The sequence below is a fragment of the Planobispora rosea genome, from assembly GCF_014648175.1.
Classification (GTDB): Bacteria; Actinomycetota; Actinomycetes; order Streptosporangiales; family Streptosporangiaceae; genus Planobispora; species Planobispora rosea.
On the sequence record NZ_BMQP01000038.1, the window covers coordinates 15,549 to 38,628 of the forward strand.

At 69.4% G+C, this 23,080-nt stretch carries 24 protein-coding genes; 5 read left to right on the plus strand and 19 right to left on the minus strand.

The window, feature by feature from the left end:
- Window positions 1-45: 45 nt before the first annotated feature.
- Window positions 46-1,029 (minus strand): helix-turn-helix transcriptional regulator, encoded by a 984-nt coding sequence (locus IEZ08_RS29455; protein WP_068926257.1) that lies wholly within the window; start codon window positions 1,027-1,029, stop codon window positions 46-48.
- Window positions 1,030-1,256: 227 nt separating this feature from the next.
- Here IEZ08_RS29455 and IEZ08_RS29460 point away from each other — a divergent pair, with 227 nt between their 5' ends.
- Together IEZ08_RS29460 and IEZ08_RS29465 are read left to right on the plus strand one after the other, a co-directional pair.
- Window positions 1,257-2,528: an IS701 family transposase gene (locus IEZ08_RS29460; RefSeq protein WP_425312311.1), complete on the plus strand. Its 1,272-nt coding sequence runs from the start codon at window positions 1,257-1,259 to the stop codon at window positions 2,526-2,528.
- 15 nt (window positions 2,529-2,543) lie between these two features.
- Window positions 2,544-2,888, plus strand: coding sequence for a nuclear transport factor 2 family protein (locus IEZ08_RS29465; RefSeq protein ID WP_068926262.1), 345 nt, complete (start codon window positions 2,544-2,546; stop codon window positions 2,886-2,888).
- Between the two features lie 10 nt (window positions 2,889-2,898).
- Here IEZ08_RS29465 and IEZ08_RS29470 read toward each other — a convergent pair whose 3' ends face one another.
- From IEZ08_RS29470 to IEZ08_RS29555, 18 genes are all read right to left on the minus strand, one after another.
- Complete coding sequence (locus IEZ08_RS29470) at window positions 2,899-4,221, minus strand: nucleotidyltransferase family protein (protein ID WP_068929106.1); 1,323 nt, start codon at window positions 4,219-4,221, stop codon at window positions 2,899-2,901.
- A 16-nt stretch (window positions 4,222-4,237) separates the two neighbouring features.
- Window positions 4,238-4,981 carry a MinD/ParA family ATP-binding protein gene (locus IEZ08_RS29475; protein WP_068926264.1) on the minus strand — a complete coding sequence of 248 codons (744 nt, stop codon included), beginning with the start codon at window positions 4,979-4,981 and terminating at the stop codon, window positions 4,238-4,240.
- Complete coding sequence (locus IEZ08_RS29480) at window positions 4,978-6,174, minus strand: PP2C family protein-serine/threonine phosphatase (RefSeq protein ID WP_189243411.1); 1,197 nt, start codon at window positions 6,172-6,174, stop codon at window positions 4,978-4,980. Before IEZ08_RS29480 ends, IEZ08_RS29475 begins: the two co-directional genes overlap by 4 nt.
- Window positions 6,168-6,602: an ATP-binding protein gene (locus IEZ08_RS29485; RefSeq protein WP_189243412.1), complete on the minus strand. Its 435-nt coding sequence runs from the start codon at window positions 6,600-6,602 to the stop codon at window positions 6,168-6,170. Before IEZ08_RS29485 ends, IEZ08_RS29480 begins: the two co-directional genes overlap by 7 nt.
- 5 nt (window positions 6,603-6,607) lie before the next feature.
- Complete coding sequence (locus IEZ08_RS29490) at window positions 6,608-6,919, minus strand: STAS domain-containing protein (RefSeq protein WP_068926270.1); 312 nt, start codon at window positions 6,917-6,919, stop codon at window positions 6,608-6,610.
- Entirely contained in the window at window positions 6,892-9,030 is a 2,139-nt protein-coding gene (gene glgX / locus IEZ08_RS29495) for a glycogen debranching protein GlgX (RefSeq protein WP_068926272.1), read from the minus strand. The genes IEZ08_RS29490 and glgX overlap by 28 nt, the downstream gene beginning before the upstream one ends.
- The gene (locus IEZ08_RS29500) at window positions 9,027-9,338 is read right to left on the minus strand and encodes an STAS domain-containing protein (protein WP_203863529.1); all 312 of its coding nucleotides are present in this window, start codon (window positions 9,336-9,338) and stop codon (window positions 9,027-9,029) included. The genes glgX and IEZ08_RS29500 overlap by 4 nt, the downstream gene beginning before the upstream one ends.
- Window positions 9,335-11,149, minus strand: a complete 1,815-nt coding sequence (locus IEZ08_RS29505; protein WP_203863530.1) for an AGE family epimerase/isomerase — start codon at window positions 11,147-11,149, stop codon at window positions 9,335-9,337. The genes IEZ08_RS29500 and IEZ08_RS29505 overlap by 4 nt, the downstream gene beginning before the upstream one ends.
- Before the next feature lie 4 nt (window positions 11,150-11,153).
- Window positions 11,154-11,573: a VOC family protein gene (locus tag IEZ08_RS29510; protein WP_068926276.1), complete on the minus strand. Its 420-nt coding sequence runs from the start codon at window positions 11,571-11,573 to the stop codon at window positions 11,154-11,156.
- A complete protein-coding gene (locus tag IEZ08_RS29515) occupies window positions 11,570-12,151 on the minus strand; it encodes a DJ-1/PfpI family protein (RefSeq protein ID WP_189243413.1) in 582 nt (193 codons plus the stop codon). Before IEZ08_RS29515 ends, IEZ08_RS29510 begins: the two co-directional genes overlap by 4 nt.
- Window positions 12,144-13,709, minus strand: coding sequence for a GMC family oxidoreductase (locus tag IEZ08_RS29520; protein ID WP_189243414.1), 1,566 nt, complete (start codon window positions 13,707-13,709; stop codon window positions 12,144-12,146). The genes IEZ08_RS29515 and IEZ08_RS29520 overlap by 8 nt, the downstream gene beginning before the upstream one ends.
- Before the next feature lie 53 nt (window positions 13,710-13,762).
- Complete coding sequence (locus tag IEZ08_RS29525) at window positions 13,763-14,182, minus strand: nuclear transport factor 2 family protein (RefSeq protein WP_068926282.1); 420 nt, start codon at window positions 14,180-14,182, stop codon at window positions 13,763-13,765.
- An 11-nt stretch (window positions 14,183-14,193) separates the two neighbouring features.
- A complete protein-coding gene (locus tag IEZ08_RS29530) occupies window positions 14,194-14,559 on the minus strand; it encodes a nuclear transport factor 2 family protein (protein WP_068929108.1) in 366 nt (121 codons plus the stop codon).
- Window positions 14,560-14,564: 5 nt separating this feature from the next.
- On the minus strand, window positions 14,565-15,017 hold the full coding sequence (locus IEZ08_RS29535) for a nuclear transport factor 2 family protein (protein WP_068929109.1): 453 nt from the start codon (window positions 15,015-15,017) through the stop codon (window positions 14,565-14,567).
- A gap of 36 nt (window positions 15,018-15,053) precedes the next feature.
- Complete coding sequence (locus IEZ08_RS29540; protein ID WP_068926284.1) at window positions 15,054-15,521, minus strand: nuclear transport factor 2 family protein; 468 nt, start codon at window positions 15,519-15,521, stop codon at window positions 15,054-15,056.
- An 8-nt stretch (window positions 15,522-15,529) separates the two neighbouring features.
- Window positions 15,530-17,182: a thiamine pyrophosphate-binding protein gene (locus tag IEZ08_RS29545; protein WP_068926285.1), complete on the minus strand. Its 1,653-nt coding sequence runs from the start codon at window positions 17,180-17,182 to the stop codon at window positions 15,530-15,532.
- Window positions 17,183-17,192: 10 nt separating this feature from the next.
- A complete protein-coding gene (locus tag IEZ08_RS29550) occupies window positions 17,193-18,017 on the minus strand; it encodes a type 1 glutamine amidotransferase domain-containing protein (protein WP_068929110.1) in 825 nt (274 codons plus the stop codon).
- 274 nt (window positions 18,018-18,291) lie between these two features.
- Entirely contained in the window at window positions 18,292-18,489 is a 198-nt protein-coding gene (locus IEZ08_RS29555; RefSeq protein ID WP_068926287.1) for a hypothetical protein, read from the minus strand.
- 170 nt (window positions 18,490-18,659) lie between these two features.
- Here IEZ08_RS29555 and IEZ08_RS29560 point away from each other — a divergent pair, with 170 nt between their 5' ends.
- Genes IEZ08_RS29560 through IEZ08_RS29570 form a run of 3 tightly spaced genes read left to right on the plus strand, consistent with a single transcriptional unit; the run spans window position 18,660 to window position 23,078 of the window.
- Window positions 18,660-20,933 (plus strand): TOMM precursor leader peptide-binding protein, encoded by a 2,274-nt coding sequence (locus IEZ08_RS29560; RefSeq protein ID WP_068926289.1) that lies wholly within the window; start codon window positions 18,660-18,662, stop codon window positions 20,931-20,933.
- Window positions 20,933-22,258, plus strand: coding sequence for a SagB/ThcOx family dehydrogenase (locus IEZ08_RS29565; protein ID WP_068926291.1), 1,326 nt, complete (start codon window positions 20,933-20,935; stop codon window positions 22,256-22,258). The genes IEZ08_RS29560 and IEZ08_RS29565 overlap by 1 nt, the downstream gene beginning before the upstream one ends.
- A 10-nt stretch (window positions 22,259-22,268) precedes the next feature.
- Complete coding sequence (locus IEZ08_RS29570; RefSeq protein ID WP_189243415.1) at window positions 22,269-23,078, plus strand: biotin/lipoyl-containing protein; 810 nt, start codon at window positions 22,269-22,271, stop codon at window positions 23,076-23,078.
- The last annotated feature ends 2 nt before the right edge of the window (window positions 23,079-23,080 follow it).

Here is a 23,080-nt window from a genome sequence, read left to right on the forward strand (position 1 = left end):
TGCCGGTCGGTTGCGTCGCCCGACGCCGTCACCGCCCGTCCCGGGCTACGTGACGGTGTCCCAGGAGAGCAGGCCGGAGGTGGCGATGAGATAGCCGAGCTGGGCCCTGCTGTTGCTGCCCAGCTGCTTGGAGATCTTCGCGATGTGCCCGCGGCAGGTGCGGACGTTGAGTCCCATCCGGCGGGCGATGGCGTCGTCGGTGTGACCCTCCACCAGCAGCCGGAGTATCGCGTGCTGAAGCTGGGACATCGACTCCTTGCTGGTGGAAATGAAATTTTTCACGTCCACCGGAGTCGCCTGCCACCAGTCACGCTCGAAGACGTCCGCGAGAAACCTGACCAGCCCGCGGTGCTGTATTTCCAGGACGGATCTCAGCTCCAGATCGGCCGGAATGAACGCGACCTCCCGGTCCACGATGACCAAACGGTCCACGACCGAGGGAAGGGTTCGCACCTGACCACCCCGGCCGGAAACCAGGCGCATGAATTCCAAGGTGCGCGGATTGAATCTCACCGCGTGTTGATAGATGATTCTGCTGCCGACACCGCGCCGGAACAGCGGTTGCATCTGCCCGTAGGTCAGGGTGAGCGGGTGGGCGTCCCCGCCGTTCCCCAGTTGCGTCAGGAGCAATTCTTCCCGGCTGCCGGACAGACATTCTTCCAGGGCCGCCTCGACGGCCCGCGGGTCAGCGTGAATGATCAGCCAGTTGTGCTGCTGGCGCTGCTGGGTCGCGGAATACACCGCTTCCAGCGGCGCCAGCACCGCGTGCAGGCGGTGAATCCATTCCTCGCGCTCCTTTATCTCGTCGTTGAGCGGCCGGGAGAGCCGGATCACGGCCGACGAGGGGCGCAGCGGCACCCAGACATCCGAATGGTCCGACAGCGGGTGGAGGAGACCCAGCTCGACCAGGCACCGGGTCAGCTCACCCTTCGACACGCGGCCACGCTCGACCGCCGCGACATAGACGCGCGTCCCCTCGTCGCAGAGGCCTGGGCCGATGAGATCCTCGTCGCCGCTCTCCGCACACATCTCCGTGCCATGCCCCCCCGCCAGGATCCTGCACTACAGGATTCTGCTCCTTGAGCATCCACTCCCGTTCCCCCGGATGATGCAAGCTAGACGCGAGGGATATCCGTTCCAGAGAAACCAACGCTATCCGAGTGGATCAGACCCGTGCAACCTTAACTCCACCCAGGGTTCAACCAGATCATCATGCACTGTCATGCACGTTCGGGGGCTAGCCAACGCGGGGAATGATGCAAAGTCTCACTCCTGTTCCGAACGCTTCCGTTCCGAACACCTCCACTCCGCACACTTCCGTTCCTCACACTTCCCTTCCACACACTTCCCTTCCACACACTTCCGCTCCGCACACTTCCACTCCGATCTTCTCGGATCTCGTCAACGATCTTTGTGAAATCGCCTTCGCCTCCATGCTCCGCAGCGATCAGCGCCGCTGGGCGGAGATATACATCCGGGGTCTCCTTTCCGTGGACGGCAGGAAAACCATGCGGAAGATCGCGGGGCACGACGGGGGCACCATCGAGCAGAGCCTGCAGCAGTTCATCAGCAAATCGCCGTGGAAATGGGTTCCCGTCCGCCACGCGCTGGCCCGCCATCTCGACTACCTGCTGCGTCCGCAGGCGTGGATCGTGGAGCCGCTGGTCATCCCGAAGTCGGGCGCGCACTCCGTGGGAGTGGAGCGGCAGTTCGTCCCCCGCCTGGGCAAGGTCACGAACTGCCAGCAGAGCGTCGGGATCTGGCTGGCCTCCGAGCGGGTGAGCTGCCCGATCGACTGGCAGCTCGCCCTTCCCCCGCAGTGGACCAGCGAACCGGAGCAGCGCGATCGGGCGGCCATCCCCGGTCACGTCAGGTCTCTGACGCCGACCCAGTGCGCCGTCGACGCGATCGTCAACATCGCCGAGGAATGGGGGCTGCGCAGGCAACCGGTGGTCATGGAGGTCCACGAAACCGATCTGTTCACGGTGAGCCACGAACTGGCCTCCCGGAGCATCCCCTTCATCCTGCGGGTGAGCGGCTCGACCACGGTGCGGGCGGCCGGTCCCGAACCCGCTGCCGGCGGGGAACACTGGGTCTCCGCCCGCCACCTGCTCGAATCCCTCAAAAGCCAGCTGAACTCGCTCGGCTGGCCGGAGCGCAACCGCCCCTACAGTCAGGAACCGACGGCCCTGCTGGACACACGTGTCTGCCTTCCGCTGCCGCCGGGTTCCGCCGAGGGGCGATCCCGCCCTTTTGTCTTACTGGGCGCGTGGGTCGAGCGGGGCGGCGAATACTGGATCTCCAACATCGACCAGCTGCCGCCCGCGGCGCTGTTCCGCGCGGCCGGCCTGACGCAGCGGGTCGCCAAGGATCTCACGGGCGTCTGCCGGCCGCTCGGCATCGGCGACTTCGAGGGACGTTCCTTCCGCGGCTGGCACCACCACGTCACCCTCGTCTCGGTCGCGCAGGCCATCACCATGATCGGGAAAATGCGCGGTCAGCCGGTCCGGGCCGTCCCGCCCCGATGAGACAACGGAGTACCCATGACCAGTTTGAACTTCTCCCGGCTCCACCCGGCTCTGGACCGGCAGCTCGCGGCTCTGGCGGCGCGTGATCTGGACGGGCTGCTCGCGAACTACAGCCCCGACGCCGTGGTCGTCCGTTTCGACCGGACCGCGGACGGCGAGGCCGAGATCCGGGAGATGTTCGCCGACTACATGGCGCTGGAACCCGAACTCGTCGAACTCGTCCACTACGCGGAGACCGACGACGTCATCTTCTATCGGGCGGTGATGAGCCTGGCCGGGACGGCGTACTGCACCCTGGGGACTCTGGTGCTCAGGGAAGGCAGGATCTGGCGGCAGACGGCGGCCGTCGAGACCGGCTGAGCGGCCGGGCTCACCGCCACCGCAGCAGGTCGCGGGAGTCGGCCAGGCTGACGCCCGGAGGAATCCGGGCGTCAGCGGTGACGGTCAGTCGCGGGAAGACGTTGACTCCCCGCAGGCCGACCCCGGCGTGGACGTCGACCTCGTCACCGAGCGCGCAGAAGTCCGCGAGCGTGACGGGACGGTCCGGGGCCGATCTGATGCGGACCATCTCTCCGAGGAAGGCATCGGTGATCATCGCGCCGGGCCCGATGATGCTGTGGTCGCCGCACGAGACGCCGCGCAGGACACTGCCGGGCCCGATGTCGACGCCGTCGCCTATGTCGGAGTCGGCGAGCACAGTGCCGGGCCCGATCTCGACGGCCCTGCCGATCCGCACGTGCGGGCCGATCAGCACCGTGCCGTCGGACATCTTCTCCGCGAGGGTCTTGCCCGAGATCTCGTCCTTGAGGCAGAGGCTGCTCTCGTGGATGCGGACCCCCCCGGGGAAGATCTCGACCTCGGGTCCGTTCCGGTCGCTCAGCAGCGGATATCCGTCCCTGAGCACCTCGCGCAGGGTCTGGAGGTAGTCGCGGGGATTGCCGAGGTCGCCGAACTTGGTGATCGGGTGGGAGGTGACGCGGAACCCGCGCGAGACGAGCCACGGCAGCAGGTCGGTGCCCCAGTCGAGGCGGTTCCGGGCCGTGTCGCGCAGCGCCGGTTCCCTGGCCGCCGTCCGCAGCAGGTCGCAGTCGATCAGGTACATGCCCGCGTTGGTCTCCAGCCCGCCCGATGCCCGGTCGGCCAGTATCCCGGCGACGGCGGGAGTCGGCTTCTCCACGAAATTCGTGACCATGCCTCGCGTGTCGCGGCGCAGCACGCCGTACTTCCCCGCCGCCTCGGCGGGCGGGCGCGGCACCGTGGCGACGGTGACCGCGGCCCCCGCCTCCCGGTGCGCGCGCGCCATCGCGGCGAGGTCGAAGTCGAAGACGGAGTCGGTGGGGAAGACCAGCGCCGGCCCCGACAGGTCCCAGTGCTCCAGCGAGTGCAGCGTCGCCTGCCCGGAACCGGTGTTGTCGTGGTCGAACCGGCTCCTGGAGTACTGGACCGCGACGCCGAGCCGCCGGCCGTCGCCCACCGTCGCCTGGATCTGGGACCGGTTCGCGTTCCCGTTCGCCGCCACGAAGAGCTCCCGCACCCCCTGACCGCGCAACGACTCCACGGCCCATTCGATGAGGGTACGGCCCGCTATCCGCAACACCGCCTTGCTCCGGACGCAGCCGGGCGCGCTCAGCGTCAGCGGCCTGGCCCGGAGCCCCTGGCCCCCGGCCAGGGCGATGGCGGGAATGCTCTTCATCTCCACCTCGGTGACATCAGTCGGCGGAACCGACGATCAGTGAGACGATCTGGTGGTAGCCCGCGATCAGCCGGTGTTCCGGTCGGTCCGCGCCGGTGATCTCCACCGGCGCCGGGGAGTAGGGAAGAACCACGCTCACCGGCACGCCGTACACGAGCTCCGCGTGCCTGAGCATCTCGTCCGGTACGGCGCCGCCGGGCGCCATGTTCATCACCAGGACGGGGTCCGGGCAGCCCAGCCGGGCGGCGAGCGAGAGGGTCTCCTCCGCGCAGGCCAGGTCGAGGCGGTCGGGCCTGGTGAGGACGAGCAGCTTGTCACAGCTCGCCAGGGCCGTCACGGTCTCGTTGCTGATCCCCGAATGGGTGTCCAGGAGCAGCACGTCGAGGTCGAGGGAGGCGATGAGCCTGTCGAATCCCTCGCCCAGCAGCCCGACGTCGTACCCCTTGGCCAGCACCTCACCGATGCGGGCGGCGTCGGTGAGCGCGGGGATCAGGAAGAGCGCCGACACGTCGTCCCCCGATCCCGGCAGGTGGTAGGCGGCGTCCTCTATCTCGCACCGGCCCACCAGGTAGTCGGCCAGCGAGAACCGGGAGCCGTAGTCCGGGATGTCGAACAGGATGGCCGTCGAGGGCGACTGGATGTCCATGTCGACGAGGGCCACCCGGCGGCCGGCGACGGCCATGAGCAGCGCCATGTTCGCTATCGTCGTGGACTTCCCGGTGCCGCCCCGGAAGGAGTGGATCGTGATCACCTCCGTCATTCCTCCTCCCGCCGGTGGACCGCCATCATCGTGATGTCGTCGGACTGCTCGGCCTTGCCGACGTATCCGCGGACCGAGGTCTCGACCCGGTCCAGGAGCCTCGTCGCCGACGCCGCCGGTTCCCGCAGCAGGGCGAGGAGCCGTTCCTCGCCGAAGAACTCCCCCGCGCCGTTGCGCGCCTCGGTCACGCCGTCGGTGTAGACGAACAGGGTGTCGCCGACGTCGATCGCGACGGACCCGAGTGAGAAGTCGCAGTCGGGCACGACGCCCACGGCCGGTCCCGTGGGTTCGAGGAACCTGAACGGCTCGCCCGATCCGCTGATCACGACCGGTGGATTGTGCCCCCCGTTGATGTAGATGAGACTCCCGGTGACCGGGTCCAGGACGCAGAAGAACATCGTGGCGAAATAGCCCTGCCGCATGTGGTTGCGGGTGAGGTAGCCGTTGGTGCCGGTGACCGCGTTCATCAGCGGCGTCGCGCCGACCACGGGGATCACCCGGCCGTCGCCGGCCATGGCGGCCTGGTCGACGATCAGGCTCTGCAGACCGCTGTGCTCGGCCGTGTGCCGGAGCAGGCTGCGGATCAGCGCCATGAAGAGAGCCGCGCCCACGCCCTTGTCGCAGACGTCGGCGACGACCAGCGCCAGCCGTCGCCTGTTGACCAGCTCGAACACGTCGTAGAAGTCGCCCGCGACCTTCCGCGCCGGGTCGAAGCGCACATCGAGGTCCCATCCCGGCCTGGTGGGGAGCGTCTCGGGGAGGAACCCCCGCTGGATCTCCCTGCCGATCTGCAGTTCGCGCTCGTAGCCCAGCAGGTCCGCGCGGGCCTCGGCCCTGGCCCGCTCCAGGCAGGTGCCCATCCGGGCACCGACCAGGACCGGGAGGAAGGGCGGGACGATGTAGTCGAGTCCTCCTCTGACGTGCGGTTCCAGGGTGTCGAAGTCGTCGTCGGCGAAGACCGCGACGACGTGCGGCACTCCTTCGAACCGTCCGCCGACCGCCTTGATCGTCTGCGGGGAGAGCGCCGACGACGCCAGGAGGATGTCGCCGCGCGGTGCCCGGCCGGCGGCCGGGTCGAGTATCTGGCCCGACGTCCAGGTCTCCACCGTCATGTCCAGCGCCTGCAGAGCTCGCAGCAGCTCCCGAGGCACGGTACCCGGCCTCTTGACGACGAGCACGGCGCTCTTCACCATTCTGCTTTCACGTGTCGGTGGACCATGAGCGTGCTGGTGTTGACGCCGTCCACGAACATGTACGCGAAGTCGTCGAGAGCCCGCAGCGCCAGGAAGATCCCGAGCCCGCCGATCCGGCGTTCCGCCGGCGGGACGTCGAGCTCCGGGTCCGACAGTCCCCGCCGCGGGTCGAAGGGCGGCGCGTCGTCCTCCAGGCGGACCCAGACCGACTCCCCGCTCGTCCCGCAGCAGACCGCGAACTCACCCCCGCGTCCGGCGTATCCGTGGACGATGATGTTGGTGGCGAGTTCGTCGGTCGCCAGGCGCAGCCGGTACGTCGCCTCCTTCGGTAGCCGCGCCCTCCTGGCGAGCGAGAGGACGTGGTCGGCCAGCTGCTCCAGCGACGGCAGCGCGGCGGGCAGCCGGAGGCGGCAACGTAGCGGACTCATCGGCCTCACCCGTCGACGAGGACGAGATTCCGGTCCAGTCCGGTCAGCCGGATGATCCGGGCGACCGACTCGGCGGCCCCGGCGATGGTGATGCGCACGTCCTCCCCCAGCTTCTGCTGCGCGAACATCAGCGAGCGCAGTCCGGCGCTCGACATGTAGGTCAGGTTCCGCATCTGGATGACGATGCTCGTGACCCTCCCGGCCGCGGCCTGCTCGATCGTGTCGTGGAAGGCGTAGGCGGTCGACGCGTCCAGCTCGCCGGTCAGCTCGATGTCGGCGACGCCGCCGTTCAGGGCGAAGGAAGCGGTGAAAGCCATGGGGACTCCTTTTCCGGGGGTTGGTCAGACGGGGCGCGGCCGACGAGGATGACCGTCGACCGCGGTGCCACGAGGTAGCGGCCCGGGTGCGTCAGGGGGGGTTCGGTCCCGGCCGGATGGACGTCGTGCGGGGCGGGCGCCGCGGTGTCGGCGGCCAGGCACCACTCCAGTCCCGGCGGGGGTTGCGGGAGTTGCGTGTCGTGCGCCTCCCAGTGGGCGTTCATCGCCACGTGGACGACGTCGCCGTCCGGGCCGTGCCGGGTGACCGCCAGGAACCGGCTCTCCGCGGACCAGTCGGGCTCCCCCGCCCGCACTCCGTGCCAGGTCACCGCGTCGTACGGGTGCCAGGCCGGGCGGAGCGCCGGATGCGCGTGCCGGAACGCGATCAGATGCCGGACGAACCTGAACAGCTCCGGGTTGCTCTCGCCCAGGGTCCAGTCGAACCAGGACAGTTCGTTGTCCTGGCAGTAGGTGTTGTTGTTGCCGAGCTGGGTGCGGCCCACCTCGTCGCCCGACAGGATCATGGGCACGCCCTGGCTGGTGAGGAGCACCGCCATGGCGTTCTTCATCTGACGCAGCCGCAGCGCGTTGACGCCGGGGTCCGTCGTCGGGCCCTCGACGCCGCAGTTCCAGCTGTTGTTGTCGTTCGCGCCGTCGGCGTTGCCCTCCCCGTTGGCCTCGTTGTGCTTGTCGTTGTAGGACACCAGGTCGTTGAGGGTGAAACCGTCGTGGGCGGTGACGAAGTTGATCGACGCGATGGCGCCGCGCCCGTCGTACAGGTCGGGTGAGCCGATGACCCGGGTGGCCAGCTCGCCGACCACACCGGAGTCCCCCTTGAGGAATCTCCGCACGGTGTCGCGGTACTTGCCGTTCCACTCCGACCAGCGGCCGTAGCTCGGGAAACTGCCCACCTCGTAGAGACCGGCCGCGTCCCACGCCTCGGCGATCAGTTTGCAGTTCCTGAGCAGGGGGTCGTAGGCGAGCTGTTCCAGCAGCGGGGGGTTCGGCAGCGGAGTGCCGTCCCCCGCCCTGTCCAGGATCGCCGCCAGGTCGAAGCGGAATCCGTCGATGTGGTACTCGGCGACCCAGTAACGCAGGCAGTCGAGGATGAAGCCGCGCACCACGGGGTGGTTGCAGTTCATCGTGTTGCCCGTGCCGCTGAAGTTGTAGTAGTAGCCCTCGGGGGTGAGCATGTAGTAGGTGGTGTTGTCCAGCCCGCGGAAGGAGATCGTCGGGCCGTTCTCGTTGCCCTCGGCGGTGTGGTTGAAGACCACGTCGAGGATCACCTCGATGCCGGCCCTGTGCAGTTCCTTGACCAGGGCCTTGAACTCGTCCGCCTGCATGCCGTACTTCCCGGTTGCGGCGTAGCCCGCCTTGGGCGCGAAGAACCCCAGCGTGTTGTAGCCCCAGTAGTTGCGTAGCGGGTTCCCCTCGGAGTCGGTGTGCGGGTTGTCGAACTCGTCGAACTCGAAGATCGGCATCAGCTCGACGCAGTTCACCCCCAGTTCCCGCAGGTAGGGGATCTTCTCCCGGAGGCCGGCGTAGGTGCCGGGCGCCGACACGCCCGACGAGGGGTGCCTGGTGAATCCGCGGACGTGCGTCTCGTAGATCACCAGCTCTTCCATCGGAATGCCGGGCGGGCGGTCGTCGCCCCAGTGGAAGTCCTCCAGCAGCGGCCGGGAGCGGTAGGGGTAGATCCGGTCCCGGTTCGGCGGACTGCCCCAGACCTCGCGCCCGGAGATCAGCCGCGCGTGCGGATCGACCAGGATCTGGCTGGCGTCGAAGCGGTCGCCGCGGACCGGATCGAACGGGCCGTCGGCGCGGAATCCGTACTCCAGCGTCTCGGGGTCCAGCCCGAAGACGGTCATCGAGAAGACGCTTCCGACCCGGAAGTCCGCGGGGAACTCCAGCTCGGCCAGGGGCTCGTCCTTGCCGCGCTCGAACAGCACGAGCGTCATCGACCTGGCCCGGTCGGAGTACACCGAGAAGGTGAGCCCGCCGGGAACCGAGGTGACCCCGAAGGGGTACGGCCTGCCTGTGCGAACCTCGTACCCCGCGATCCGATGCGTCGGATGGGAGTCGATCCGCGTCCTGCTGTCGATGACGGTCATCGGTGAACACCCTCGGCGATCTCGAAGAAGTCCAGGAAACCGGTGGCCGCCATCACGAACCTGACCTCGTCCGCGACCCCCGTGATGGCCATCCTGGTGTCCTGCTCACGCGCCTGCCGGTGCAGCAGGAGCAGGGCGCGCAGCCCGGAGCTCGACACGTAGGAGACCGAACTCAGATCGATCAGCATCTGGCCGCCCGGGACGAGCACGGCGAACAGCTGGTGGGCGGAACCACTGTCGATCTCTCCGACCAGGATCGCGGTGGTCGCGTCTCCGACGCGGCCCAGGGACATCTCGAAGCTGCTCATGACGCCTGCTCCGGGGTGAGCCGGACGCGGACCTTCACCTGGCGCGGCGTCTCGGGAAGCCGGACGGTCAGCGCCTGGGCGTCGTAGTCGTCGTGGGGGGAGCCGTCGATCTCCACCTCGGTGATCCGCACCCGGCCGGCGGGGAGCAGGTCGGGCGCCACCCGCAGGACGCGGCCGGGGAAACCGTCGGGGTGGGGCTTGAACCAGAAGTCCATCGGGCGCCCGCTGATGAGCAGGTTGTTGTAGACGGCTCCCAGGTAGCACAGCTCGGCCGAGTGGTACATGCTCATCGAGTGGCTGCCCTTGAGCCGCTCGGTGCCGAGCAGGTACGGCAGGCCGCTGGCCAGCACGTTGAAGTAGACCGCGCCCTCGTCGTGGTCGAGGAAGAAGGCGTTGTAGAAGGCCTCCGCCCGGCGCGCGTCCCGCAGGAAGTCCTCCCGGCCGGTGAGCCCGTGCAGGATGAGGTAGGCCAGGATGGCCTGCTCCTGCTGCCACCACGCCTTGCGGTCGTGCCAGGCGAAGTGGTGGGCCTCCTGGCCGGCGTCCTTGACCCGTTCCACGACGTCGTACCACCCGCCGCGCTGCCGGTCGCTGCCGACCGCGGGCATGGTGTCGCCGATGGCGGTGGCCAGGCCGAGGTAGGAGTCCTTGGGGCGGAGGGTGTGCATCCGCATCAGGTTCCAGGCGATCTTGAGGTTGTGCCCGACGACGGCCCGGTTCTGCTGCCAGCCGTGGGTGGTGTCGTGCGACCAGTCCCGGTGGAAGCGCTCCTGCACGAACGGGCTGTGCGTGTCGTCGGGGAAGCGCTCGACGATGGTGTCGAAGGTGTACTCCAGCATGTCGGCGTAGCGCCGGTCCCCGGTGGCCAGATAGAGGTTGATCAGGTACGCGGGCGCGTGGTCGCCGACGGAGTTCCAGTTCTTGCGCTCCCGGTTCTCCCCCAGGGACTCGTGGTCGGGGCTCATCAGGATGGGGTCGACGTGTGAGAAGTAGCCGCCCTGCTCCCGGTCGAGGAAGAACCTGTCGAACAGCCGGACGGTGGCGTCCGCGTCCCGCCGGATGCGCGGGTCGCCGGTGATCCGGTAGGTCTGCACGGGCCCGGCGAGCGCGTAGATCTGCTCGTACATCGGGATCGCGTGGTAGTCGTCGCCGAACTCGGAGGTGAACAGCTTCTTCTCGGTGTCGCCGTTGACGCTCAGGCCGTGGTACCAGTAGATGACGTCCTCGTCGTGGTCGACGAAGCGCATGTGCTCGCGCAGATACTCCGTCCCCTGCTCGGCGACCTCCAGGTAGGTCTCGTCGCCGGTCAGCAGGAAGGCGCTGGCCATGCCGTACACCAGCCGGGAGATCGTGTCGGTCTCCTGCACGTGGCTGGTGGTCTTCTCACCGCCCAGGCGGATCTCGGTGCGGTAGCCGGCGAAGTCCACCGGCCCCTCGCCGAACTGCGCCTGCCGGTAGAAACCGGCTATCTTCTCAAGCTGGTCGACCCACCAGTTCTTCTCCTCGAACCGGAACTCGGCGGCCTTGCCGTCCATGAAGATCAGGCGTTTGGCCTCGAACCGCGGCGGGCTGCCCTCGGGATAGAAGACACCGTAGACGAACAGGAAGCGACCGGCCTCCAGCATGTCGTCGATGTGCCCGCTGGCGTCGACGTACGGCTCCTGCAGATTGCGCAGCAGTTCGGCGCTCGGGTCGCCGGCGAGGGAGATCTCGAACTCCCGGCCGTCGGCCGTGACCAGGCCGAAGGCCCGGCCCACCGGGTCGTGACGCGAGACGGTGCCCGCGATGGTGTCGGAGAAGGTGAAACTCATAACGTCAGACATGGTCGTGCCCTTCACGTTCCTGGTCGCGGTAGCCCTGGCTGACCTCGACGACGACCCCGTCCGGGTCCCTGATCCAGACGGTGCGCCAGCCCTCGATCGCCTCGTCGAAGCCGAGCGGGCCGAGTGTCACCTCCGCCGCGTCCCCCATCGTGCGCAGGAACGCCCCGACGTCGTCGGTCTGGAAGGCGAGGTGACGGATGGTGCCGGGTTCCGGCGGCCCGTCTCCCCGGGCGGCGCCGGTACGGCCGCCGACCGGGAACAGCTCCAGGTAGGCGTCGTCCCTCCGCAGGAAGACGATCTCCCCGTTGTCGATCGGCACCGCCCTGGCCCGGCGGAAGCCGAACCAGCGGGTGTAGAACTCCTCGGTCCGTACCTGGTCCGCGCAGTTGAGACCCACGTGCGACCACCTCATGCGGTCGCCTCCGCCCCGAGCCGGTCGATGATCGTCCTGGCGAACAGGTGGTGGTGCTGGCCGGTGCGGCCGGTGACGAGGTCACCGTCGACCACGATGTCCTGGTCGACGTACTCGGCGCCCATGTTCCGCACGTCGCCGACGAGGTTGTTGTGGCAGGTCACCTTCCTGCCGCCGATGACCTGGGGGATCGTGGACGCCAGCCACATGCCGTGGCAGATGATCCCCTTCAGCAGCGCGGGTTCGGCGAAGGCCCGGTGGAGCAGGGCGGCGGCCGGCGCCGGTTCGTCCACGTTCTCGGTGTAGCGCAACCGGTCGGAGACCATCCCGGAGGGCACGACGAGCGCCGAGTATCCCCGCAGCTCCTCGTCGCTCATGTTCTCCAGGCTGCGGTCCACGGTGAACGGCGCGCGGTACTCGTGCCCGGTGAAGGTGAGCGACGGCTGGCCCCACAGCCGGGTGAGGAAGTGGACCTGCGCGCCCTCCTCGGCGAAACGCCGCTGGTAGTAGAAGATCTCGGGTTCGTAGAAGTCGCTCTCCAGCAGGATCGCGATCCTGTGACCGGTCAGATCAGCCATGCTGGGCTCCCTTGATCAGATCGGCGGCACGTTCCGCGATCATGACGATGCCGGTGTGGCAGTTGCCCGACGGCACGGCGGGCATGACGCTGGCGTCCACCACCCGGAGCCCGCCGATCCCGTGGACGCGGAGCTCGGGGTCGACGACCGACAGGTCGTCGACGCCCATCCGGCAGGAGCCGGCCTGGTGGTGGTAGCTGTCGGCGGTGTTCCTGACGAACCCGGCGAGATCGGTGTCGCTGGTCACCGCGGCGCCCGGCCGCAGTTCACCCTTGTTCCAGGGAGAGAACGCGCGGGTGCCCATGATCTCCCTGGCGAGCCGGACTCCCTGGACCAAGCGGTCCAGGTCGGACCTGTCGCCGAGGTAGTTGGGGTTGACCAGGGGTTTGGCCGTGGGATCGGGGCTGGCCAGTCTGATCCAGCCCCGGGAAGCCGGTCTGACCACTCCGGGCAGCACGCTGACCGTGTTCGGATGGTCCCGGCCGACGATGATGTCGAAGGGGACGTGGACGAAGGCCAGCTGCAGGTCGGGGGCGGGCAGTCCGGGCGCGGACGCGGTGAACAGCGCGCTCTCGGAGAGGTTCTGCGCCGGGGGTGGGAGTTCGGCGCGGGTCTCGGTCATGAGCCCGGTGAGGACGTGGTTGTGGAAGTTGGCGCCGACACCGGGCAGCGCCCGGCGCACCTGGATGCCGAAGGGACGCAGTTGGGCGGGGTCGCCCAGGCCGGAGAGCATGAGGAGTTTGGGCGACTCGATGGCGCCGCATGCGACGATGACCTCCGCCGCGGCGTGCACCCGGTGCAGGCCGGGTTCGCCCGCCTCGCCCACGTCCCGGCCGGGGAGCCCGGCCGGTCGCTCCCGCTGGAGGTACTCCACCCCGACGCAGGTGTCCCCGTCGAACAGGAGCCGGGTCGCCTGCGCGCCGGTCCGCAGGGTGAGGTTGGGACGGCGCAGCGCGGGTTCGATGTAGGAGGCCAGCACCCCCTGGCGGCGGCCGTCGGCGACGTCCAGCTGGTGCCAGCCCGCTCCGGACATCTCACCGGAGTTGAAGTCCTTCAGCTCCGGGTAGCCCAGCTCGACGCAGGCGTCGATGAAGGCCCGCGACGCCGGGTTGGGACGGTGCAGCCCCGCGTCGGTGATCCGCTGCGGCCCGGCCGCGGGACCGGCCGCGTCCTGCAGGGATTCGATCCTGTCGAAGTAGGGCAGCACGTCCGCGTAGGACCAGCCGGCCGCTCCCTGGTAGGCCCAGTTGTCGTAGTCCGAGGGGTGCCCCCGGACGTGCATCATGATGTAGAGGTTGCTGCTTCCTCCGGGGCCCCGGCCCCGCGGCTCGTGGGTCACCCGCCCGCCGAGCCCCCGCTGCGGGACGCTCCGGTACCCCCAGTCGGCGGAGCCGCCCAGCAGCCTGAACCAGGCCGCCGGCTCGTCCACCTCGGGCGGGATCGTGCTGTCGCCCGCCTCCAGGAGCAGGACCCGCACGTCGGGGTTCTCGGTCAGGCGGTAGGCGAGGGTGCCTCCGGCCGCGCCGGAGCCGACGATGATGTAGTCGAACTCGCTCATCAGAACTCCCCATGATGCGCGGAGACGGGTCGGCCCCGTCTCCGCGCGAACGGCTACTGGAGGCGGTCGCCGACCGGCTTGAGCTGGAACTGGTTCCACATGTAACGGTCCACCAGGTGCTGGTCGGCGGTGTGGACCTGGACGTCGGCGAGCCTGCCGTCCCGTACGCCGTAGGTGGTGCAGGTGGGGAACAGCACCTCCTCGGCGCCCAGCTTCCCGTGGCCCACGTGCTTCTCCACGACGGTGCCGTTGTCCAGCTCGCCGAAGTGCACGTCGTCCACCCGGATACCGGCCTGGAACAGCTGCCCGAGGAAGGCCATCACCTCGTCGACGCCCCGGTGCTCGCCGCTCAGCGGGTGGTGGCCGGGCATCCGCCAGACCATCTCGGGGTGGAAGAGCTCCTCCCGGATCCCGTTCAGGTTGCCCTCGTTGAAGTAGTCGTACATGCGCATCACGAGATCGGTGTTGGACATGGTGCCTTTCCTTACTTGAGGACCCCAAAAGGGGCAGTGTCGTGATAATTGGACATGTAGGTGATCTTTCCGTCAGTGATGCGGAAGTAGTTCATCACCTGGGCCTCGATGGGCTCGCCGGCGGCGCTCTCCGCGACGATCCGGGAGACGACGGCGGCCTGTTCCCCGTCCACCAGGAAGTGACGCGGATTGTTCTGGAAGGACGCGTACATCTCGCCCATTCCGCTCATCATCGAGCGCAGCGTCGCCGCCCCCTCGATGTGACCGGCCAGCTGTTCATCCATGACCATGTCGTCGGCGAACAGGTCGCACCAGCGATCCCAGTCCCCCGCGTTGGCGTACCGGTAGTAGCTGTCCAGGATGTCCCGAGCGTCCATGGGGCTCACCCGCTGATCCGGGCGCCGCCGGCGTCCAGCTGGGACCAGAACTGGTTGAACCGGGTGGTGCCGTCACCGAAGATCGCCCCGCGTCCCTCGACCACCCTGCCGTCGCTCCACCGCAGCACGTGGACCACGTCGATGTCGAGGCTGTCGTACGGCGAGGCCGCCCCGGTCGCACCGGCCCGGCGCCCCACGTTGTGGGTGACGTCGGCCGAGTAGTCACCGCCGGTCAGCACCGCGACGCGCTCCATGGAGAAGGAGCCGCCGGACAGCTTGCCCACGCGCTCCATGAATCCGAGGAAGGCGTCCCTGCCCTCGTACCAACCGGCGAGCTGGTGGTTGCCCGGCACGCACCAGCGCATGTCCTCGTGCCAGTACCTGGCCACCTGCGCGGGGTCTCCCGAGCCCAGCGCCGCGTAGGCGGCGTCGACCAGCTCGGGTGTCACAGCGGTCATGTTCATCCACTCCTTCGTGAGCCGTCGCCTGGGTGATCAGAGCGAGGCGGAGCCCGGCATGGGCGCCAGGCCGTTGACGATGTAGGTCTTGATGAGCGGCCCGTTCTCGCCGGGCACCACGATCCAGGTCTGGTCGGCGTCGAACCCCAGCCACTCGCTCCGCGGCTTCGGCGGGTTCCAGACGCTGGCCTGCCAGTTCACCAGCACGGTCACGGTCGCCTCGGTGGCGCCGGGCGTCACCTCGACCTCGGTGATCGTGTGCGTCTCGTCGAAGAACCGGTGGGTGACCGCCTCGTACCAGCCGGCGAACCCGGCGTGACCGCGGGCCGTGGCCTCCGGGAAACGCATCTCCAGGCCGTCGTCCACCAGGAACCTGGTCACGTCGGCGAGTTCGTCGTGCCGGTCGAGCGCCTCGTACCACGCCTTGGCGAGAAGCCGGACGGCCTCCTGACTGAGCTGACTGGACGGCTGACCGGACGGTCGGGGGGACGCCTGAGAGGACATGGGATTCCTTAGGGGAGGGTGGACAGGTCGACGACGAACGGCCCGGGAGAGGCGAGCATCCGGCGGACCCCTTCGGCCGCCTGCTCCGGCTTCTCCACCCGGATGCCCTCGACGCCCAGCCCGCGGGCGAGCTCGGCGAACCTGATCCGGGGATGGGACAGATCGAACGAGGAGGGGAACGCGTGCGGCGGGATGTCCCGCTCCCTCCAGTACTGCTCGATGTTGTCGTCGAGCAGCTTGTACTTGCCGTTGTTGCAGACCACGAACTTGGCGCCGACGTCGTAGCGCGCGGCCGTCCACAGCGCCTGGTAGGTGTACATCGCCCCGCCGTCCCCGGTGAAGCCGACGACGGTCCGGCCGGGGTGGGCGAGCTTGGCCCCGATCGCGCCGGGGATGCCCACGCCCAGGGACCCGCCCCTGGTCAGGAAGTAGCTCCCGGGCCGGTCGGCGGGGAAGTAGTCGGCGATGGCCGGGGAGGCGGTGAGCGCCTCGTCGAAGACGACGAGGTCGTCCGGGGCCGCGGCCGCCAGCTCCTTCAGGAAGGCGCGCAGCGTCGACCCGGTGACGTCGGCCCTCGCCACCTGCGCCCGCCGCCGGCCGGCCTCGGTCTCGCGTACGGCCCGCCGTACCGAGGCCGCCTTGAGATCGGCCGGGGTCAGCCGTTCGGCCAGGGCGGCCCCGAGCATGGCGAGCGTGGCCTTGGGGTCGGCGACCAGCCCCAGGTCCACGGGGAAGTTCTTGGCGATCTCATAGGCGTTGAGATCGATGTGGACGATCTTCGCGTCCGGCCGGAAGGGGCTGTCCAGGGCCGGGAAGACCTCGGGGAACACATAGGTGCCGACGATGAGCACGGCGTCGGCGACGCCGGTCACGGCGGCGCTGTGCTCGCCGAACATGTGGCCGAGCTGTCCCCGGGCGAGCGGGTGCGACGCCGGCATGTTGACCTCGGAGGAGTCCACCGCCCACACGTCGGCGCCGAGCAGTTCGGCGACCCTGACCAGTTCGGCCTGCGCGCCGGAGAGACCGACGCCGTCGCCGACGAGGACGAGGGGCCGCTCCGCGCCCGCCAGCAGCTCGGCCGCCCCGGCCACCGTCCCCGCCGACGGGGCGGTCGCGGTGAGCGGGATCGACGCGGGGACGACGGGCTCGTCGTTGAGCTCGTCGAGAACGTCCATCGGGAGGGAGACGAACACCGGGCCGCGCGGAGGCGTCATCGCGATCTTCACGGCCCGGCGGAGCACCCGCAGCAACGACTGCGAGCTGGTCACCCGGGTGGCGTGCTTGGTCACCGGGCGCGCCATCGCCACCAGGTCGGCCGCCATCTGGGCGTCCATCGCCTCGTAGCGGACACCGGCCTCACCGGCGATGACCACCAGCGGCGTGTGCCCGCGCATCGACTGGTAGAGCATGCCGACGGCGTTGCCCAGGCCGACGCCGCTGTGCAGCTGCACCAGGGCGGGCCCGCCGGCCGCGCGGGCGTAGCCGTCGGCGATCCCGGCCGCCACGGTCTCCTGCAGCGTGAGGACGTACCGGAAGCCGGGGGTCTGGTCGAGCGCGTCGAGGAGTCCCTGCTCGACGGTCCCCGGGTTGCCGAACATGAGGGTCATGCCGTCGGCGGCGAACTGCTCCAGAATCTTGAACTTGCCCTGTTTCGCGGTCATCGGCGGGATCTCACCAGCCGTACCTGGTCAGCCCCTGCTCCAGCACCTCGACCACCTTCTGGCCGGTGAGGAAGGAGTCGGGGGTGGACCGGCCGGTGATGAACGGATAGTCCACGATCACCGACACCGGCTTGCCGAAGTTCCCGTGGTAGGCGCCGTCCGGGCCGGTGGCGTCACGCAGGATGTACTCCAGCGGGTACGGCGGCGGCCCCATGACGAAGTCCGTGCCGAGGAATCCGGTGCCGTCCTTGTAGTCGTACTCCTTGCAGTGCCCGGTGACGTGTTTGCCCCAGATGATGCTCTTGCGGTCGTCCCAGTCCCTGGCGAACGCCAGCGCGGCCACGCCGTAGCACTCCGCCGCGACCGGCTTGCCCGCCCGCAGGAACGCGAGGATCACGTCGTGCACCCGCTGGTTGTTGGCCATGTCGACGATGGGGCCGCTGCCTCCCACCAGCACCACCGCGGAGTAGTCCGCCACCTCGGCCGCCACCCGGTCGAGCCGCCGGTGGTACTCCTCCAGCTTCCGCAGGTGGTCGGGTTCGCTGCTGTAGGGGCGTTCGGGCACCCATGCCTCGAGGTTCAGCGGGTCGTCGAGACGACCGGACGCCTCCAGCTCGCGGCCCAGCGCGGCCACCTCGGCGGTGGTCACCGTACGGCCGAGAGGCGGATCGACGTAGCCCTCGTCCAGGCTGGGCGGGAGCGCGTGGGCCCGCTTCCCCGTGGGGGTGGCGAAATCCACCTCGTACCCCTGCCCGTCAAACGCCGACAACGGGCCGACGAGTTCTTCGGACCAGTATCCGTACTCGGAGAGAATCACAAGAATTCGCTTGTTCACCGGCACCCCTGAGTTCAGTTCCGACGTCCTACACGAATGAGGCTGGCAGCCGCGTCGTTCCATTGTCAAAGGGCTTAATTACACTTTTCCGGTCACCGCCGATTTCGCGTCGCCTAAGTCAGATGGGACCGGAATCCGGTGATTTTCCGTGCAGACTTCCTGAAGTCGGTGCCGGTTTACGGGGCGGAGCCGTACTTCGTCATGTCGGCGGGACGCAAAAAGGGCGGGCCGGCCGGAACGAGTTCCGGCCGGCCCGCCCTCGGACCCCAGACGGCTACCCGAGCCGCTGCCTGCTCATGGCCGCCCACGTATAGAGGCCTGCCACCAGGAACGCACCCGGGATGGCGACCCACGCGGTGACCGTCCACGAAGTGAAGATCGCAAGCAGGGCGACGGCGGCACTGTAGATCATCGTCACCACGAAGGCTATGTTCTTCGGGTTCATACTCATCCCTTCGGCGTTGATCAGCACTTACAGGATGACTGATCCTCCGCCTCCGGTAAAGGGTGCGGAGGAATCCCGGTACGCATCGCGGGCCGCGGGCGTACGTATGTACGTACGCCCGCATGGGTTCCGTATTTACCCGGACGCGGGCCACCGAGTACCTCTGACGATAGGTGAATTTTCTTCGGAGGGATCCAGTGGTACATCACCCGCGCTTGAAAGCCCATTTTTCCCATGAAGTCATCGGAACCTCGCAGGCGTTTTTGATTTCCGAGGAACAGAGTCACGTCGTCGAGGGTGAGAGCGCGGTGCGGATCCTGCCGCTGCTGGACGGCGGGCACAGCGTCGAGGAGATCGCCGCCGTCACCGGCCTGCCCTTCACCCAGGTGCTGTTCGCCGTCCACCGCTACGCCGCGCTGGGACACCTCGCCGACGGCAGCCCCGACCTGCCGGGGCCCGAACTGGCCTACTGGGACTACACGGGGGCCGACCCCGCAGGTGTGGACCGGCTCATGGCGGAGCACCCGATCGCCGTCGTCACGCTCGGCGACGCCGACGCGACCGCCGTGCTGGCCGCCCTGCGGGACAACGGGCTGCGGGCCAGGCCGTCGGACCCGGCCAAGCAGCTCTCGATCGCCCCGGACGCGCCCGGCAGCACGCTGGTGGTCACCGACGACTACCTCAATCCGGCGCTGCGCGACCTCAACGCCGCCTTCCTGCGGGCGGGCCGGTCGTGGCTGCCGGTCAAGCCGCGCGGCCTGTCCCTGTGGTTCGGCCCGATCTTCACGCCGGGCCGTACCGGCTGCTGGGAGTGCCTGGCGCAGCGCGTCGAGAGCAACCGCCAGGTGGAGAGCTACCTGCAGCGCAAACGCGGGGACGACCCCGTCCGGACATCGCTGGCGGGCCTGCCCTCCGGCGCCCGGACCGTCGCCGGGCTCCTGGCTGAGGAACTGGCCAGGTCCGTGGTGACGGGCTCGTCCGAACTGGCCGACGGGCGGCTGGTCACCCTGGACACCCGCAGCTTCGAGATCGCCACCCATGAGCTGGTACGGCGGCCGCAGTGCCCGGCGTGCGGCGACCCGTCGATCACCGCCGACCGGGATCCGCGGGTCGAGCTGGTCTCCAGGCGGGTGAACTTCCGCCAGGACGGCGGCTACCGGGTGCTGACTCCCAAGGAGACCTTCGACCGGCTGGAGCGGCACATCAGCCCCTTCCTCGGCGCGATCACCCGGCTCGGCAGCCTGTCCGGCGACGACAACGGCATCACCCGCAGCTACAGCGCCGGCCACAACTTCGCGGTGACCAGGGACAACCTGGCCATGCTGAAGCGCAACCTGCGCGGGCAGAGCGGCGGCAAGGGACGCACCGACATCCAGGCCAAGACCAGCGCGGTCTGCGAGGCCATCGAGCGCTACAGCGGGGTGTGGCGCGGCGACGAACCGGTCGTCCACGCGAGCTTCGACGAGCTCGCGGACTCCGCGATCGCGCCCAACGACCTCATGCTCTTCTCCGAGCGGCAGTTCGCCACCCGGCTGGAGTGGAACGCCAGGCCGGACACCCGCCTGCACAAGGTGCCCCGGCCGCTCCGGCCCGACCAGCCGCTGGACTGGTCGCCGCTGTGGTCGCTCACCGAGCAGCGGGTGCGTCACGTGCCCGCCTCCTACGCCTGGTACGGCCACCCGGACGTCGAGGACAGCTACGTCTGCTACAGCGACGCCAACGGCTGCGCCAGCGGCAACACCGTCGAGGAGGCGGTCCTGCAGGGACTGTGCGAGCTGATCGAGCGGGACAGCGTCGCGCTGTGGTGGTACAACCGGGTACGCCGCCCCGCGGTCGACCTGGACTCGGTCCGCGACCCCTACATCGACCTGCTGCGCGAGTTCTACGCCGCCGCCTCACGCAGCCTGTGGGTCCTGGACATCACCTCCGACCTGGGCGTCCCCGCCTATGTCTGCGTATCGCACCGCACCGACCACCCCGTGCAGGACATCGTCCTCGGGTTCGGCGCCCACCTCGACTCCCGGCTGGCCCTGATCCGGGCGATCACCGAGGTCAACCAGTTCCTTCCGGCGATCGAGCAGCGCGACGCCGACGGCGGCACGATCTACCTGGAGGACGATCCGGGCACCCTGGAGTGGTGGCGTGAGGCCACCGTGGAGGCCGAACCGTGGCTCGTCCCCGACCCGGCGGCGACCGCGCGGACCCTCCCGGCCCTCGACGCCGGCGACGACCTGAAGGTCATGGTGGAGGGGTGCGTGACCCGCCTGGCCGCGCACGGCCTGGAGACGCTGGTGCTCGACCAGTCCAAGCCCGACCTCGACCTCAACGTCGTCAAGGTCGTCGTCCCCGGCATGCGGCACTTCTGGCGGCGGCTGGGCCCGGGCCGCCTGTACGACGTGCCCGTCGAACTCGGCTGGCTCGATCAGCCCACCACCGAGGACGGCTTCAACCCCAGAAGTGTGTTCTTCTGATGGGGACCGCGACGCGCGACCAGATGGTGATCAGGCTGTGCCCGAACGAGGAGGCCGGCACGCTGCTCGGCCCCCGGCCGCCCGCGGCGCTCAAGGAGGCGGCGCAGACCCTCGCCGACCGCGACGCCTCCGAACTGGAACTCGCCGCCCAGTGCGGACCCACCGACCTGATGCTGCTGCACGTGCTGCTGCGCAGGCTCGACGTCCTGGGCCGCCTGGAGCACGCCCTGCTGTCGGCGGACGGGCGGCAGCGGGCCCGGCTGCGGCCCGTCGGACGCGGCCCGGTCAGCGTGCCGGTCCGTCTCGACCCCGCGGTCCCGGTACGGCTGGCGCCGTACGTCATGATCCGGGCCGAGGGCGGCGGTCTGCTCGCCCAGGCGCCGACCGGGCACTGCGTGCTCGACCTCGCCCCGGAGACGGCCGGGCTGCTGGGCCGCCTGGCCGGCGGCGTGTCCCCGGCCGAGGAACCCGAGCTGCTGCGGCTGTTCGCCGGGGCGGGCCTGCTGGAGCCGGCGGGCACCGCGAGCCCCGGCGGCCCCCTGTGGGACTTCCACGACCTGTGGTCGCACGCCAGGGCCAGGGGGACCAGGCTGTCACCGCAGTACGGCGCCAGCTACCGCGGCCTGGAGCACGGGGCGGCGCCGCCGGTCACGCCCGACCGCCGCACCGGGCCGCGCGTCCGGCTGCGCGTCCCCGACCTGGCGGCCGTCGCCGCCGCCGATCCGCCGCTGACCGAGGTGATCGAGAAACGCCGGTCCGTCAGGGTGCACGACGACTCCCGGCCCATCACCCTGGACCAGCTCGGCGAGCTGCTGTACCGCACGGTCAGGCAGCGGACCGTGCTGCACGGCGAACACGGTCTCGACCTGTCCAACCGTCCCTATCCCTCCGGGGGCGCGATCTACGAGCACGAGATCTACCCGCTGGTCACCAACGTGGACGGCGTCGAGCCGGGGCTGTGGCACTACCACGCCGGAGATCACGCGCTGGAGCTGGTCGCCGAGCCCTCGCCCGCGGTGCGGCGGCTGGTGGAGGCGGCCCGGTCGATGGCGCTGATGGACGCCGAACCCCAGGTGCTGCTGACGATCACCGCCCGGTTCGGCCGCCTCAGCTGGAAGTACGAGACCATCGCCTACTCCCTCACGCTCAAACACGTCGGCGTGATCTACCAGACGATCTACCTGGTGGCCACCGCGATGGGGCTGTCGGTCTGCGGGCTCGGCGGCGGCGACGCGGGCGACTTCGCCGCGGCCAGCGGCATCGACTATCTCACCGAGGGCAGCGTGGGCGAACTCGTCCTCGGCAGCCGCCCGTCCACCCTTTAAGGAACCAACGATGCAGTTCCGTTTCAAAGCGCTGCAGCGCATGCGAGAACCGGACGAGCTGGACTCGGTGACCTCACTCGCCCGGCCACGCGGCTGGATCGCCGTGCTGGTGGTGACGGCGCTGATCGCCGGAGCCGGGGTCTGGGCGTTCGCCGGGCGGCTGCCGTACACGGTCCGCGCGGAGGGGTTGCTCACCCGCCCGCTCGGCGTGGCGCCGCTGCACAGCACGCTCACCGGCCTGGTGCGCGACGTCCGGGTGGCCCCCGCCGACGACGTGCGCGCCGGTCAGCTCCTCGGAGAGGTCGTCACGGCCAGGGGGAAGGTGGAGGAGATCCGCGCCCCCTTCGCCGGGCGGGTCGTCAGCGTCGCCATCGGCCACGGCCAGGCGGTGTCGCACGGCACCACGGTGGCCACCGTCGAGCGGACCGACGCGCCCGACGACCGCCTGCTGGCCATGCTCTTCGTACCCGGCTCGGCGGCGGGCGTCGAGCCGGGTCGTCCCGTGGACCTGTCGGTCGCCTCGGCCCCCGTCTCCAGGTACGGCGTGCTCCACGGCACGGTGACCTCCGTCAGCCCCTACCCGCTGACCAAGGCGGCGCTGACCAGTCTCCTCGGCGACCCGGTCATCGCCGACCGGTACTTCCTCAACGGCCTGGGGCCCCGGCTCGTGGTCGTCGACCTGGTCAGGAACAGCCGCACGCCGACCGGTTACGACTGGTCGGCCCAGGGCGGACCGCAGTCCCTTCAGTCGCAGGTCCACGTCACCGGCAGCATCAAGCTCGGGGGACGGACACCGATCACCTTCGTCCTCGGGCAGTGACC